This is a genomic window from Lacimicrobium sp. SS2-24 (assembly GCF_002201535.1).
Taxonomy (GTDB): domain Bacteria; phylum Pseudomonadota; class Gammaproteobacteria; order Enterobacterales; family Alteromonadaceae; genus Lacimicrobium.
In genome coordinates, this window is the sequence record NZ_NIWW01000005.1 from 142,265 (window position 1) to 158,127 (window position 15,863).

Genomic DNA, 15,863 nt, shown 5'->3' on the forward strand with positions numbered 1-15,863 from the left:
TGGCTGAGCCAGATTACTTACCTATAAACTCCAGATCTTCGGGTTGTAATTGCTCCAATGCATAGTTGTGCAATTTTGAGCGGGAGCCTTCACCCTGCGCTTTGGGTGGATAGAAGGGGATTTTTTGCTCTGGTGCCTCGGCAAAGACTTCATCCAGCGCGGCGCGGATTTCGCTGAGCATTTTATCAAGGTTTGAACTGAAATCCGGACGCTTACGGATAGTGTGTCCTAACTCAATCATACGGTAAAAATAGCGATTGGCTAATTCGAGCAGGGCTTCGGGTATGTTTTTATTGTGATTCAAGGCCGGTGCCTCGGTGTTTAGACAATAATCAACCAGGGCAATATAAAAACAAAAGGGTTTATTGGACAACTGCACTTGTTTGCCACTGAGGTTGTGGCGGAATGTACGGTTATGCAGATCGATAACCAGCTTAGGTGCCTCATGAACCCCTTCTTCTGGCCTGCTTTGCTCTTGTCTGGCACGGGCTTTGGCTGTTTGATACTGATATAACGCCAGCGTCATTATGAGTGCGGCCATCAGCGCCAGTGGCGAAAAACTCTGGCTTAAGCGGTATGGCTGAGCCATCAGCGTCAGACGGAAGGTCTGAGCCGGCGCATTGAGTTGTTTCTCAACAAAATAGCCAAAAGCCTTATCTGCTTCAGCGTCTATCCCCTGTAACGCGGTCACTGTGATGGGAAGCTGCTGTGCTTGCGCCTGTTCGTTCAGACGCTGCAGGTAAGCCCGGATAGCGGCTTTATCGGCGACGGACTTCATGGCTTCATTGGGCAACTGCAGCCAGGGCAAATCCAGGGCAATACGTTGTTCCACGGCCAGGATGCTTTGCTGAATATGGCGTTGGTGCACGATGTTAGCGGATAAATAACCAATGATCTGGAACACCAGGAACAAACCCAACAGGGTGATGAACCAGGCGATCTTTTTATACACAGGTAGCTGGAGCTTATTCAACATGGCAGTTCGGTTCGGTTGTCAGACGGCTGAAATAACTGGAATTCTGATTTCTGGCGATATCAGTCAGGGTTTGCTGAACCGCGCAGAATAAATCGATATTGTTGCTGTCCATTTTCAGGTACCACTTGCTGCCGCTCACTTCCTGTTCAATGGGCGTAATATAGTTCTTTGAGAGAATGGCCTCGTCACTCTCCTGCCAGAAAGAGGAAATAATATCTACCCGCCCGGAGGTAAGCAGCTGTCGCAACTCTGAATGCGAATTGGCATAAGTAATGTGCATATTGTCCAGCGGCAGGGCCAGGGATTTAAACAGCTGAATCGGGATGATGTGCCCTGAACGACTGGTGGGATAGTCCAGCAGGCCAAGTCGCTTACCTAACAGGTACTCTTTGGTCAAGGCTGGCTTTTCGCGCATGGCGATAAGATAGGCCGAGTAATCAGGGTAAGCTGCGACCATTTTGTATCCGTAGGTAGACTTTCCTTCCACGGCCTCCAGCAGGTTTTCTTTTACCAGTGCCAGGTCAGCAATGCCTTTACCAACAAACTGTAATACTTGCGCCTCGCTGTGGCTCCAGAACGCTTTGACACTGCCAAATTGCTTGCCTACAACCGTATTCTGGCACAATGCCTGGGACAGGTTGCGGGCCACGGACTCTGTGGTGATAAAGAGTATCAGAGAGGCAGTATTCTCGGCATTCCCCGTACGACATTCGGTATTTTTCTGAATTAACGGCATAAAGCTCGGCATTTTGCTAGAATGCACATGTTGCACGACGATCCAGAGCAGGCTACCGAGGAATAGCGCCAGGAAAACCAGCGATGTTTTTGACAGGGTCAAGTGACAGCTCCGCTTAAAAGGTCTAACCAGATGCGTAATGCACAGTATTGGAACAGCTAAGCTTACTTGTTGCAATAAGTAATCTTACTCATATTTTATAACCCATTGATTTTAAAGCTTTATGAATAAGAAGTTATGAATCTTTATGAGGCCTTTCTATTTTCCTCTGAGAGGGGAGAATTTACCTCGCGAATCGAATGGGGTGCACACTTTCTGCACAGGTGAGCCAGAGTCCTAAAACGGGTGGTATGGGACTCGCAACGACATGAATTTGCAATAAATTGCAACTAAACTCTGTTTGCACATAACAACTGAAACTAGGAAAACACAATGTTTACGAAATCCAAGCTTAACCGCGTTGCCTTAGCGGTTGCCATGTCTGTGGGATTAACCACAGGCGCTATGGCCCAGGAAACCTCCTCCGGGATACGGGGTAATATCCTTACTCAATCGGGACAGGTTGTGTCCGGAGCAACGGTAACAGTGACAGATGCCAGAACGGGTGCTGTTCGTGTTATCACATCAAATGATTCCGGTTCTTTCAGTCTCAGAGGCCTGCAGGTTGGCGGTCCTTACACCATTGAAGTGACCGATGAAGCAGGTACAACAAAAAGAGAAAATGTGTATCTGAAACTGGGTGAAACGACAAGCCTTAGCTTAGGCTTAGAGACTCAGGTCATGGAATCCATTGTCGTGACAGGTTCTGCCGTTAACTCTTTGTATGGTTCAACAGGCCCGGCCGCGAACTTTGATTTGAAATCCATTGAGAGTGCGCCCGCTATTAACCGTGACCTCAAAGATCTGATCAAAATCGACCCACGCGTGTACATCGATGAAGGATTTAATGATTCGGTACAGTGCGCCGGGGCAAACTCTCGCTTTAACAGCCTTACCGTTGATGGTATTCGTACTAACGATAACTTTGGGCTCAACTCTAATGGCTACCCCACGGTACGTATTCCTTTCTCATACGACTCTATCGCACAGGTTGCTGTAGAACTGGCTCCTTTTGACGTTCAGTATGGTGGTTTTACAGCCTGTAATATCAATGCTGTTACCAAATCAGGAAGTAATGAGTTAAAGGGCGGGGTATTTTTTGATTATACCAATGACTCTATGCGCGGTGACTCTCTGGAAGGTGAAGACATTAATGTTGGCGCTTTCAATGAACGTCGCTACGGTTTCAATGTAGGCGGTGCGTTAATTGAAGACAAGCTCTTCTTCTTCACTTCCTATGAAAAGCTTGAAGGCTCTGATTTGTTTGACCGTGGCCCTGCGGGTTCTAACGCTGCGGTACCTGTTCTGGGTTTCTCTCAGGCACAGTACGATGAAATCCTGGACATCGCTCGCAATATATATGGTTATGAGCCCGGTGAGTTGGTAAGCAGTCTGCCGGTTGAAGATGAAAAAATCATGGCGAAATTGGACTGGCAGATCAATGACGCTCATCGTGCATCATTGGTGTATAACTACAATGACGGCAATACTATTCGCGAGTCAGATGGTGACTCTGACGAATTTGAATACTCAAATCATTACTATGATCAAAGTGGTGAATTTGAGTCTGTCGTAGCCTCTTTGTATTCAGACTGGACGGATTCTTTCTCTACCGAATTGCGTATTGGTACCTCTGATTTTGAAGCCAGTGTTGTCCCTCTGGGCGGGACTGATTTCGGTGAAGTGCAAATCACAACAGAGAACAATGGTTCTGAAGCTACCGTATACCTCGGTGCAGATGATTCACGTCACGCAAACAAGCTGACCTACTCTAATGATACGTTTAAACTGGCCGGTACCTACCTGATAGGTGATCACGTTATCACCGGCGGGTACGAGTACGAAAACCTGGATGTGTTCAACCTCTTTGTACAGGAAGCCGAAGGTGAGTACCGCTTTGGCTCTATCGAAGACTTCCGCAATGGTACCCCGTTCCGTATTACTTACGAGAGTGCTGCGGGTACCAATGACCCGGCGGATGGTGCGGCTGAGTTCTCTTATCAGATACACACGGCCTATATTCAGGATGAATTCTATCATATTGATTGGGATGCGACCTTTACCTTTGGTATCCGCTACGACTGGTATTCAAGTGATGATTATCCGGTAGAAAACCCGCTTATCGAAGAGTTGTATGGCTTCTCAAACGTCCAGAATCTGGATGGTAAAGATCTCATTCAGCCACGCTTCGGGTTTAACTGGATGGCGTCTAATGATCTGGAAGTACGAGGTGGATTCGGACTCTATTCCGGTGGTAACCCCAATGTCTGGGTGGGTAATAATTACCAGAACAACGGTATTATCCTGAAGGAAAATCAGGATCGCAGTGGTACGTCTGTTTTTGATATGGACTTTACCGGCGAAGGGCGTCCTATCTATGATATTCCTCAGGATCTGTATGATGCAGTAGCCGCAGGAGAAGGTCGTAATGGTGGTATTAATATTCTGGATCCGAACTTCGAGATTCCATCTGAATGGAAATACGCTTTGGGTCTGACCTACACCTTTGACAACGACTATGTCCTGATGGCCGACTTGCTTTACACTGACAAGAAAGATGCGGCCATCATCAGGGATGTAACGCGCGTACGCACCGGAGAACTGGCACCCGATGGTCGTCCCATCTACACCAGTGTAAATGGTCGCCGTGAGGACTTCATGCTGACCAATGTGAAGGGAGATTCTGGCGAATCAACCAGCATCTCATTGTCATTGAGCAAGACCTATGACTTTGGTCTGGACTGGAGCCTGGCGTATGCGTTCACCGAAGCAAAAGACGTCAGCCCGATGACCAGCTCTGTAGCCTTCTCTAACTACATCAGCCCGGCAGTAACGGATCCTGAAGATCCAGGTGCAGCCACGTCAAACTATGAGATTCCTCATCGTTTCACATTACGCGCCTCTTATGAGAAAGAGTTCATTGATGGGTATGCGACGCGGGTAACTGTGTTCGGCACGGCCAATGAAGGTCGCCCGTATAGCTACGTCTTTAATGGAGATTTGGACGGCTCGTTGGGAAGCTCTATTGGCTTTATTGATATGCACCTTGCCTATATCCCGGAAGAGGGTGACAGCAGAGTGGTGTATGCTGATAGCTTCGATAAGGCTGCATTTGATGCCTTTATCGCTGAGGAAGGTCTGTCCCGTGGCGAAATCATGGGACGTAATAGCATCAATAGTGACTGGTGGACTAAGTTCGACGTAAAAGTGGAACAGGAATTCCCAGGCTTCTATGAAGAGCATAAAGCGAAAGCCTACCTCGTGATTGAGAACTTCGGTAACTTACTCAATGATGATTGGGGTGTTATGTACGAAGCCAGCTTCCCTCGCGCACAGCAGATCATTGGCGGTACCATCAATGATAACAATCAGTATGTGTATGAGACATTTTATGAGCCTGCGCGTCAGACACGCGTCGCGGATGCGTCTCTGTGGGAAGTTCGTTTGGGTGTGAAATACACCTTCTAAAAACGTTCAACGCCTTTAAAGCAAGTCAAAAGCCGGCCTCGCGCCGGCTTTTTTGTTTATGATAACGACAGGTGTCGACGCATCAGGCGTTGGACTGCATCGAAAAAGGTTTAAAGAATACAGTATGAAGAACATGATTCTGTTTTGGCTCACCTTAATCAGCACAGGAGTGCAGGCAATGGAAATTCGGGTGGCGACTTTTAATGTCAGTATGGAGGCTGAAAACTACGTGCCTCGGGGCACAGAGGTGTCCGGCGAAGAGTTATTTGAGCATCTGGCAAGTGGCGAACATCAGCAAATTCGTAACATTGCAGAGATTATTCAGCGTGTGCGGCCCGATATTATCTTACTGAACGAATTTGACTATGATGCCGACCCCAACAAGGGGATTCAGGCGTTTATTCGTCATTACCTGAGCCGCTCACAGTCAGGCGCAACACCTATCGATTATCCCTACTTTTATATTGCGCCGGTGAATACCGGTGTCGATTCGGGCCATGACCTTAACAATGATGGTGTGGCCTCTGGAAAAGGCGCGGACGCCTTTGGTTTTGGACTGTACCCGGGGCAATATGGCATGGCCTTATTAAGCCGTTTCCCCATCCTCGAAGATGACGTGCGCACCTTCCAGCGATTTTTGTGGAAAGATATGCCGGATAACCTGATGACCACGGTGGTGGATGAGCAGGGTAAACCCTGGTACAGCGAGGCTGCGAAGCAGGTGTTGAGACTGTCTTCTAAGTCGCACTGGGATATTCCGGTGAATGTCGACGGCAACATCGTGCATGTGCTTGCCAGTCACCCTACACCGCCAGTTTTCGACGGCCCGGAGAACCGCAATGGTAAGCGCAATCATGACGAGATTCGGTTCTGGGTGGATTATTTATCCTCGCCCTGGCAGTCGGCCTATATTTACGATGACAAGGGACAACAGGGAGGCCTTAAGGGCGACCGATTTGTGATTATTGGCGACCTCAATGCCTCACAGACCGAAGGCGATGCATACAAAGAGCCGATTGTTAACCTGCTGACCCACGCAAAAGTTCATGGCCACACTGTACCCAAAAGTGCGGGCGGCGCATTCCACAGTCAGGATAACCCCCTTGGCGCCATGCATACCGCCGCCTGGAGGATGCGTCCTGATTATGTGCTTCCCTCTGAAGCTGGCTGGAAGGTGCTTGGGGCGGGGGTGTTCTGGCCCAAACCCGATGAGCCCCTATATCGCTTGATTGAGAATCGCAATGCGTCTTCTGATCACCGACTGGTCTGGATGGACCTGATGCTGGAGAATTAAGGGGGCAGGGCGTTCAGGCCGCGGGCGCGGCCTGATGAGAACGCTGAAATCTCGGGCTCAGGCCCGACCTACACGTTTTCAAACAGGGTTTCGACCCGTTTACGGGTTTCTTCAATACGGCTGATGTCGGCAGGGGCGATAAAGATGGTGTCGTCACCGGCAATGGTTCCCAGTACCCCATCTGCTTTGCCAAGAGAGTCCAGCAAACGGGCAATTAACTGTGCAGCCCCCGGGCTGGTGCGGATAATCACCATGACGTTATTGTGAACAATGTCCAGCACCAGTTGTTTCAATGGGCTTTTGGCCGTGGGCATGCCCAGCTCAGGAGGCAGGCAGTACACCATATCACCGCGGGCGTTGCGGGTGCGCACGGCGCCGAACTTGCTCAGCATTCTCGACACCTTGGACTGACTGATGTTCTCAAATCCCTGCTCTTTGAGTGCCTCGACGATCTCCCCCTGGGAACCGAAGTTCTCTGCTTTAAGAAAGGCTTTAAATGATTTGATTAAATCGTCTTGTTTGGCTGTCATGCTGTATCCTGTCACATCTAGAAGTGCATTATTATACTTACCTGTCGCCGCTATACCATAGTCTTATGTTGAGGTAGTTTCCTGCAATGTCGGTACACAACGCCTGTTTTTATGGCTTATGTGGTCGTCAACCGGGCTTGGGTACTTGCTAAGGAGACGGTCAGACAGTAGACTTTGCCGGCATATTTATTCAATCGTGCTCTCGCACGCTACGCTCTGTAAAGGCGGCAATTGCCGGAGCTCAGCGACGATTACCATTCACAGGAGAAAATCATGAAAGTAGCGGTTTTAGGTGCTGCTGGCGGAATTGGCCAGGCCTTATCTTTATTGCTAAAAACCCAATTACCTGCGGGTACGGCCCTGTCTTTATACGATGTGGCGCCTGTTGTACCTGGTGTAGCCGTTGATCTGAGTCACATACCAACAGATGTGAAAGTACAGGGCTATGGTAAAGATGATCTGGCTGATGCGCTGACCGGGGCGGACATTGTGTTGATCCCAGCCGGTGTACCCCGCAAGCCGGGTATGGATCGCTCTGATCTGTTTAATATCAATGCCGGTATCGTTAAGAACCTGGTGGAAGCGGTTGCCGATAACTGCCCGCAAGCTTGCGTCGGCATCATCACCAACCCGGTGAATACCACTGTGGCTATCGCAGCCGAGGCGCTCAAGGCCAAAGGTGTATACAACAAGAGTAAACTATTTGGGGTGACCACGCTGGACGTGATCCGTGCAGAAACCTTTGTAGCTGAACTCAAAGGCTTAAATCCTGCTAACGTGCATGTTCCGGTTATCGGCGGTCACTCCGGCACCACCATTCTGCCTCTGCTGTCTCAGGTGGAAGGTGTGGAATTCTCCGATGAGGAAGTCGAGAGCCTGACCCACCGCATTCAGAATGCAGGTACTGAAGTGGTTGAAGCCAAAGCCGGTGGTGGCTCCGCAACTCTGTCTATGGGACAGGCTGCGGCACGTTTCTGCTTGTCGCTGGTGGCGGCGATGCGTGGCGAGAACGTGGTGGAATACACCTATGTTGAAACGAACTCTGATGATGCCCGTTTCTTTGCTCACCCTGTGCGGTTGTGCAAAGAAGGGGTTGATGAAGTGCTGCCCTATGGCAAGCTGAGTGACTTCGAAGAAAAAGCCAAACAGGATATGCTTGAAGGTCTGCGTGGCGATATCAAACTGGGTGAAGACTTCGTTAACGGTTAACGTCAAAGGCTTACAGAAAACACACAAACCGGTCCTTACAGACCGGTTTTTTTGTGCCAAAAGTACTGTTTTCGCCCCTGTACTTACCCTTGCTGCCATTTCATCAGGTTAAGAAACTCACGCCGGGTTTTCGGCCCATAGGTCTTAAAATGGGGCTGTGGAGCCTGCTGATATTCGGCTTTGCTAGTAGCAATACGGTCCTTGCCCATAAAGCGCTGTACTTCCTCTATACTCACCTGATAGGGCTTAGTGGCATTGAGGCCAAATATCTTGCGTTTGAGTGTTGGTGTCAAAGACGAATAACCATATTGTTGTTGAAAGGTGTCACTGATCTGAAAGCTTCTGAAGGCCTGAATCTGATCCTGTGGTGAGCCATACCAGATGGAGTCCGTGCCCCATAATACGTTGTTTTCGCCCACGTAGCGGATCAGTTTGCCCAGCAGGTGTGCTGCCTGTTCGGGATGGCGCATCACGAAGCGCCAGGTCGAGCCCAGTTCAGCATACACATTAGTGTTGGGGGCAATGTCATTATCGATCAGCGATTGCACCAGGCTGTCTGTTCCCGCTCTTCCAGCCCCCTGGTTAAAGGCCTGCTCCTCAACGCCAGGATCAAAACCAGAGTGGTAGATAATAAAGTTGATATCAGGAAACGCCTTAGCAACGATGCCAATGTCGGTACACAGGCTGTGTTCATAGGATTGCTGACCAAAAGGAATACCCTTGTGAATACAGATATTATTCACGCCCAGTTGTCGGGCCTTTTCAATCATGGCGATACCGGGGGCCTCATGCAGGAAGAAACCCTGACCCTCTGGTCCCCATTGGGTATAGGTCTTCCAGGCGCTGACCTGCCATTTCTCGGCCAGCTCTTCCATGCCTTGTAAGTCACCATCCTGATTGGGGTTGACCCGACCGTGTAATAGCAGCCTCTGGTCTCCCTCAAGCTCATCAATAATGCGGCGGGTGGCGTCGGCCTCTTCTATGGTCAGCGGCTCGTTCTCCCGGCGCGAGGGAACAAAAGAAAGCACCATCATATTGGTGTCGCTGTCCATAAACACGTCTTTGACAAACTGCTTAGGACCCAGGCATTGCAGGTAAGATCTGTCCCCGGGTATATCGGCCAGAGAACAGGCTGCGCCAGGCATACCGGCAAAAGGTGTCGCTTGTTCAGGTAACTGGTTGAGCCAGCGGCCATTGGGGTCCACAAAGTGTCCTTGTATATCGAAGATAAACTCATCGCCCATCAATGCCGCATCAGCAGGTTCAGTTTCCATCGCCGCCTCTCCAGACAACTGGTAGAAGCCCCCGGTAAGACCCGCTGCGGCATTCACCTTGTTGGCACACAGCAGGGTGGTTGCGGCGGCACAGGTTGATAACATGAAAGTGCGTCGGTCTAGCCCCAGACGATGAGCGCCGAGATCTATCTGCTGGTCAGCGAGTTGATTGATATGCTTTTCTCTTTGACTAAGTCGTGGTGGAACAAATTCTCCATTGGAGGTGGTGTCCATTTTGATCGGCAGTACAGGAATACGAGCGGGCATGAGTGTTCTCCTTAATGCAAGCCAGATAAAGCTAGCAGTGAAAACACAACTCTGCCTCCCGGTGTGGGGTGAAAACGCGTTGATTGGAGGAGATGGCGGGGTTACCGACGGCGGCAGAACCGAGAACCATCGAATGTGCTGATCGTCGGTTTAGTTGTATCCGCACAGATGCACGCTTGGCGAAACGTGGTACTGAGTTTGTTCTTTGTTTAGGTTAAAACTGCTGCGTCAGTCTTCCCGTGACACGGACAACCGTGCCAGTGAAATCAGGGCTTGCTTATAGTCCGATTCAGGCAGGCTCTGAATAGCCTGGACGGCCTGTTCAGAGGCTTTGATGGCCTGTTGGCGTGTGTATTCCAATGCTCCGGTTTGTTGCATGGCCTGCAAAATTGGCTTGAGATTGGCTAATCCATTGCCGTGTTCGATGGCATTTCGAATCATTTCTGCCTGAGTTGTATCGCCATGCCACATCGCATAAAGCAGAGGCAGGGTGGGTTTGCCTTCGGCCAGGTCATCTCCCACGTTCTTGCCGGTCTTGTTACTGTCCGCATCATAATCCAGCACATCGTCAATCAGCTGAAAGGCCGTGCCAAGATAACGCCCATAATCCTGTAATGCCTTCTCAATATCGGGGGATTGATCGGTAAGCACAGCAGCGAGCTGGGTAGCGGCTTCGAACAGGCGCGCCGTTTTGCTATAGATCACCTGCATATAACGCTTTTCACTGATATCCGGGTCATTGCAATTCATCAGCTGCATGACCTCACCCTCGGCGATGACATTGGTGGCATCGGAGAGGATCTCCATGACTTTCATGCGTTTGAGGCTGACCATCATCTGGAAAGAACGGGTATAGAGAAAGTCGCCCACCAGTACGCTGGCCTGATTGCCAAACAGCTCATTGGCGGTCTCACGACCCCGGCGCATGGTCGACTCGTCTACAACATCGTCGTGCAACAGGGTCGCGGTATGAATAAATTCAATGATGGCGGCAAGGGTATGATGCTGGGTACTTTCAATGCCCATTGCCCTGGCACTTAGCACACATAACAGAGGCCGGATACGCTTGCCGCCGCTGTTGACGATATAAAAACCCAATTGATTGATCAGTGCAACGTCAGAGCTCACCTGCTGCTGTATCAGATGATTGACTGCCTGCATGTCCTGCTCTGCCAGTTGGCGAATCTGCGCTATATTCATGGATTTTGGGAGCATATCGATTGAAGTCTGGCGGCATTCTTGCAGAAATCTGTTTTCTGTTCCAGTGCAGTGCGTTCAGTCGGTGTAATATTCAGGTTATAATGCCGACCGATCTGGCTGCGTAAGACATAATGCTCAGGTGCCCGCCATGAGCGGCGTGTGCTGGTCAAATAATTTGACAATAGCTCTTGCCCAAGCTGAGCACTTCACGTACAATTCGCGCCCTGTTTTAGAATTGTAGCGTCATGTAGACGCATAGAGCGGAGTTAAGTATGTACGCGGTTTTCCAAAGTGGTGGTAAACAACACCGTGTGGCTGAAGGCCAAACCGTTCGTCTTGAAAAGATTGAAGTCGCGCCAGGCGAGTCTGTTGAATTTGACGATGTGTTGATGATCAGCAACGGTGATGACATTAAAATCGGTACCCCATTTGTTAATGGCGGTAAAGTCAAGGCGGAAGTGGTCACTCATGGTCGTGGCGATAAGGTTAAGATCGTTAAGTTCCGTCGCCGTAAGCATTCACGCACTCAGATGGGCCACCGCCAGTGGTTCACTGAAGTGAAGATTACCAGTATTAGCGCTTAAGAGGAGTACTGACAGATGGCACATAAAAAGGCGGGTGGTAGTACTCGTAACGGTCGCGATTCAGAAAGCAAACGCTTAGGTGTTAAGCGCTTTGGTGGCGAATCAGTATTGGCCGGTAGCATTATTGTTCGTCAGCGTGGTACCAAGTTTCACGCTGGCAACAACGTAGGTTTGGGCAAGGACCACACCCTGTTCGCTCTGGAGAGTGGCAAGGTGCAGTTTGAAGTTAAAGGTCCCCAGAACCGCAAGTACGTGAGCATCGTTGCTGAATAAACGGCAGCTCATGTAGCTTGAAAAGCCCCGCCGAAGCGGGGTTTTTTTTTGGCTCCGGGTTATGAATTCGGCGCCTGGTGAAGCGATACCATAATGCAATATAAATCCGGTAGAATGCCCAGTAGCAGTTTGCCAGTGAGGTTAGACAGATGAAATTTGTAGATGAAGCTGAAATTCGTGTTGAAGCCGGAGACGGTGGCAATGGCGTCATTAGCTTCCGCCGTGAAAAGTATATTCCCAAAGGTGGTCCTGACGGGGGAGATGGCGGAGATGGTGGCAGCGTTTATCTGCTTGCCGATGAAAACCTCAATACACTGGTAGATTACCGCTTTGATCGCATTCATCGTGCCCAGCGTGGTCAGAATGGCCAGGGTAGCAATTGCACCGGGCGCAGTGGTGAGGACCTGGTACTTAAGGTGCCGGTTGGGACTCGCGCCACGGATGTTGATACCGGCGAAGTGTTAGGCGATTTAACCCGACATGGCAAAAAGCTGAAAGTCGCCAAAGGGGGCTTTCATGGCCTGGGCAATGCGCGCTTTAAAAGTAGCACCAACCGCGCGCCGCGACAGAAAAGCGATGGTACGCCCGGTGATGTACGAAACCTTAAGCTGGAACTGATGTTACTGGCCGATGTCGGTTTGCTGGGACTTCCTAACGCGGGTAAGTCCACTTTTATTCGCAGCGTGTCGGCAGCCAAACCCAAAGTGGCGGATTACCCCTTCACTACCTTGATCCCGAATCTGGGTGTGGTGCGTGTGGAGGGACAACGCAGTTTTGTGATCGCCGATATTCCGGGGTTAATCGAGGGGGCTGCCGAAGGAGCCGGACTCGGTATTCGCTTTTTGAAACATCTCGAGCGTTGTCGGGTGCTCCTGCATATTATCGATGTATTGCCGGTGGATGGCTCCAGTCCTGCTGAGAATGCCAAAACCATCGTTGCAGAGCTGGAGCAATATAGCCCCAAACTTGCTGAGAAGCCGCGCTGGATAATTTTTAATAAAACTGACCTGCTGACCGAGGACGAGTTGGCGGAAGTCATGAACGACGTAATGTCGTCACTGGATTGGCAGGGACAACATTTCAGTATCAGCGCCCTCAGCAAGACAGGAACCGAAGCGTTGTGTCAGGACGTGATGGCGTATCTGGACAGTCTGCCTGCCGAGCAGGAAGCGGAAGAGGTGGAGCAGGACGTTGAATTTAAGTGGGATACCTACCACAAAGAACAATTACAGGAGCCGGATGACGATGACTGGGACGATGATGATCCAGATGACGATTCCGGAGTAGAGATAATCTACACAAGATGAGGAATACGATGCGAATTTCAATGATTGCAGCGATGGCAAAGGGGCGGGTTATCGGCTCAGCCAACCGTATGCCCTGGCATTTGCCTGCTGATCTCAGACATTTTAAGAGTAAGACCCTGGGTAAGCCCGTGGTGATGGGGCGCAAGACTTTTGAATCCATTGGTAAAGCGCTGCCCGGGCGGAAAAACATTGTTGTCAGTAGCGATGCGTCTTTTGCTGCTGAGGGCGTTGAGCGTGCCGAGAGCCCTGAACAGGCACTCGAGCTGGCTCAGCAGGAACAGGCGGAAGAGGTGATGGTGATTGGTGGGGGAATGCTTTACAGCCATTTCTTACCCTTGTGTGAGCGCTTGTACATCACCGAGATTAAACTCGATGTGGACGGTGACACCTACTTCCCCGATTACCAGGCAGAAGCTAACTGGCGTGCCTTGGAAGAAGAGCATGTGCAGGCCGATGAAGAAAACCCTTACCCACTGGTCTTTAAGACCTTGCAGCGTCGAAAGGTGCTAGAGGTCTGATTCGTGCAAAAACGGCATGGTAACAACAAAAAACGCGCTTTCCAGCGCGTTTTTTATGCCATGACAACAGACGTTGCCATTACACCCTGAATTGTCTCACAGAGCCTTGCAGTTCATCTGCCAGCTTGGCCACTTCGTGACTGGAGTCAGTGGTTTGCTCGGCCCCGGTTGAGGTCTCTTCTGCAATGGCAACGATGTTTTCAAGCTTCTCACTGATTTCCTGAGAAACCTGATGCTGCTCACGGGCCGACTGCTCGATTTGGGTCGATACATCGTGCGCTTTATGCACGGCGTTGGTGATGAGATCCAGTGCCGAGGTAGCCTTTTCGGTTTGTGTTACGCAGACCTCAGCTTGCTGTTTACCCTGCTGCATCACGTTCACCGCTTTTTCTGCACCGGCCTGCAGTATTTCAATCATGGACTGAATTTCCTGCGTCGATTCCTGCGTGCGGCTGGCCAGGGTTCTTACTTCATCAGCAACAACGGCAAAACCACGTCCCTGCTCTCCGGCCCGGGCAGCTTCAATGGCTGCATTGAGTGCCAGCAGGTTGGTCTGGTCGGCCACGCCGCGGATGACATCAAGAATACCGCCGATACTGGCGCTGTCCTGATTCAGTTTATTAATAACCTCACTGGCCTTCTCAACTTCTTTAGCCAGTGCCATGATGGTGTTGCGGTTTTCCTGAGAAATGGCTTTGACTTTCTCGGCTTCGGAATCGGCGTTGCGGATCTCGTTGAGGGTATCCTCAGCACTTTGCGAAACCAATTGCGACGTACTGTTCATCTCTGTGGTTGCGGTTGCCACCTGTGCAATCTGAGATTTCTGTTCCTGTATAGACTTGGTGGTCTGTGCGGTGACGGCTGATGTTTGTTCAGACGCAGCGGCAAGCTGACTGGCTCTGGAACTGATGCCTGAAATCAGACCCTTGAGGCTGTCTATGAGGTTATTACAGTTTCTGGCCAGCTCACCGAATTCATCCTGGGATGAATCGTCCAGCTTCTGTGTCAGGTCCCCACCGGAAACCACATGCAGCATTTCGTTGACTTTATTCAGAGGAATGGTGATGGCTCTGACACTGAAAAAGGCAATGGCGGCTGCCGCGCCCGCAGAGACCAGCATAATAATCACGGTACTGGTGGTGCCTGTTGCCACAGAATCAGCGACATCTTCTTTGGCGATGGCAGTAATGTCATTGGCCTGGTTTAACAGGGCATCAAGGTCACTAACGGCTGCGGTAATATTGGCCTCAGAGTCTGCCAGCGCATCACTGGCATCCAATTGACTCTCCAGCCGTGCCACCTGATTGTTCACAATGCCCTGCGATGCCGTTGCTGTGCTCTCAATGTCCAGAATCATCTGTTCTATATCCGCAAGCATGCCACTGTCATCTCGACCAGCTGCACTTTCTATCATGCTTTGCTTGATGCTGAGCACGTTGTCCAGGGTTAACTGAAGTTCGTTGCCGATGGTTTCTGCCCGGGTAAGATCGGCCGTCTTGCTATATTGAGAAGCCACACTGATGAGTGACATCAGCTCTGTTTCCAGGTCTGCGCCAATACGCGCCGCTTCAGCCAGCGCACCACCATTTCGGGCATCATCTAAATCAGAAAAATCCAGCAACAACATCGACGTATCATCGGTATTGTCTTCCAGTGACATTAACTGCATGGATAAACGTTGCCCCAGCTGCAGGTCATTACGGCGGCTGTTGAACATTCTGCTGACGTTATCAGCGTATTCCTGATAAACCGATTCCACCTGATTGAGTGATTTGGTCAGGGCGGCCTGTCCGACAACAGCTGATTTGAGTTGCTTCAACTGGGTCTCAAAGTTGCCTTTGCTGGTTTCCAGCTGTTTTTGCAGGTTGTCCAGTTTTGTCAGGTCAGACTCGTAATACCCTTCAAAGGTAATCCGGCCCATATTCATAAAGGAGACCTTGAGTCCGCTGCTGCCCTGAAGTGTCGGGATAGCCAGCTCATTGACTTCTTCAACCGCTGAATCGACGCTGCTAAGGTTGACGAGAGAGAAGATACTGATAATAAATAGCAGTAGGGTAATGATGGCAAAACCACCGATAACGCGCATTGCTACTGTTAGTTTCATAGAAAGTCCCCGGAACAGCTATTG

Annotated in this window: 13 protein-coding genes; 7 read left to right on the plus strand and 6 right to left on the minus strand. The window is 50.3% G+C overall.

The features are described from left to right. Positions 1-13: 13 nt before the first annotated feature. Both CCY32_RS10415 and CCY32_RS10420 read right to left on the minus strand, forming a co-directional pair. A complete protein-coding gene (locus tag CCY32_RS10415) occupies positions 14-976 on the minus strand; it encodes a hypothetical protein (protein WP_088330567.1) in 963 nt (320 codons plus the stop codon). Beyond that, positions 966-1,814 (minus strand): PhnD/SsuA/transferrin family substrate-binding protein, encoded by an 849-nt coding sequence (locus CCY32_RS10420; protein ID WP_141096218.1) that lies wholly within the window; start codon positions 1,812-1,814, stop codon positions 966-968. Before CCY32_RS10420 ends, CCY32_RS10415 begins: the two co-directional genes overlap by 11 nt. A 330-nt stretch (positions 1,815-2,144) precedes the next feature. Between CCY32_RS10420 and CCY32_RS10425 the strand changes: the two genes are divergently transcribed. Beyond that, entirely contained in the window at positions 2,145-5,279 is a 3,135-nt protein-coding gene (locus CCY32_RS10425) for a TonB-dependent receptor (protein WP_088330569.1), read from the plus strand. A gap of 124 nt (positions 5,280-5,403) precedes the next feature. Next, positions 5,404-6,573 (plus strand): endonuclease/exonuclease/phosphatase family protein, encoded by a 1,170-nt coding sequence (locus CCY32_RS10430; RefSeq protein ID WP_088330570.1) that lies wholly within the window; start codon positions 5,404-5,406, stop codon positions 6,571-6,573. A gap of 68 nt (positions 6,574-6,641) precedes the next feature. On the opposite strand, the gene argR is transcribed toward CCY32_RS10430, so the two are convergent. Then, positions 6,642-7,103: a transcriptional regulator ArgR gene (gene argR, locus CCY32_RS10435; protein WP_088330571.1), complete on the minus strand. Its 462-nt coding sequence runs from the start codon at positions 7,101-7,103 to the stop codon at positions 6,642-6,644. A gap of 273 nt (positions 7,104-7,376) precedes the next feature. Here argR and mdh point away from each other — a divergent pair, with 273 nt between their 5' ends. Then, complete coding sequence (mdh, locus tag CCY32_RS10440) at positions 7,377-8,312, plus strand: malate dehydrogenase (RefSeq protein ID WP_088330572.1); 936 nt, start codon at positions 7,377-7,379, stop codon at positions 8,310-8,312. A gap of 83 nt (positions 8,313-8,395) precedes the next feature. Here the strand turns inward: mdh and CCY32_RS10445 are convergent, their stop codons facing one another. Together CCY32_RS10445 and ispB are read right to left on the minus strand one after the other, a co-directional pair. Next, positions 8,396-9,853, minus strand: a complete 1,458-nt coding sequence (locus CCY32_RS10445; RefSeq protein ID WP_088330573.1) for an amidohydrolase family protein — start codon at positions 9,851-9,853, stop codon at positions 8,396-8,398. Positions 9,854-10,081: 228 nt separating this feature from the next. Continuing rightward, positions 10,082-11,053, minus strand: a complete 972-nt coding sequence (ispB, locus tag CCY32_RS10450) for an octaprenyl diphosphate synthase (RefSeq protein ID WP_088330574.1) — start codon at positions 11,051-11,053, stop codon at positions 10,082-10,084. Positions 11,054-11,325: 272 nt separating this feature from the next. Between ispB and rplU the strand changes: the two genes are divergently transcribed. The 4 genes from rplU (at position 11,326) to folA (ending at position 13,735) form a co-directional block, all read left to right on the plus strand. Continuing rightward, positions 11,326-11,637 carry a 50S ribosomal protein L21 gene (gene rplU / locus CCY32_RS10455; RefSeq protein ID WP_088330575.1) on the plus strand — a complete coding sequence of 104 codons (312 nt, stop codon included), beginning with the start codon at positions 11,326-11,328 and terminating at the stop codon, positions 11,635-11,637. Between the two features lie 15 nt (positions 11,638-11,652). Beyond that, positions 11,653-11,910 carry a 50S ribosomal protein L27 gene (rpmA, locus tag CCY32_RS10460; protein ID WP_088330576.1) on the plus strand — a complete coding sequence of 86 codons (258 nt, stop codon included), beginning with the start codon at positions 11,653-11,655 and terminating at the stop codon, positions 11,908-11,910. A gap of 149 nt (positions 11,911-12,059) precedes the next feature. After that, on the plus strand, positions 12,060-13,217 hold the full coding sequence (cgtA, locus tag CCY32_RS10465) for an Obg family GTPase CgtA (RefSeq protein ID WP_088330577.1): 1,158 nt from the start codon (positions 12,060-12,062) through the stop codon (positions 13,215-13,217). Between the two features lie 8 nt (positions 13,218-13,225). After that, positions 13,226-13,735 (plus strand): type 3 dihydrofolate reductase, encoded by a 510-nt coding sequence (gene folA, locus CCY32_RS10470; RefSeq protein ID WP_088330578.1) that lies wholly within the window; start codon positions 13,226-13,228, stop codon positions 13,733-13,735. A 79-nt stretch (positions 13,736-13,814) separates the two neighbouring features. Here the strand turns inward: folA and CCY32_RS10475 are convergent, their stop codons facing one another. Continuing rightward, positions 13,815-15,839, minus strand: a complete 2,025-nt coding sequence (locus CCY32_RS10475) for a methyl-accepting chemotaxis protein (RefSeq protein WP_088330579.1) — start codon at positions 15,837-15,839, stop codon at positions 13,815-13,817. Between the last annotated feature and the right edge of the window lie 24 nt (positions 15,840-15,863).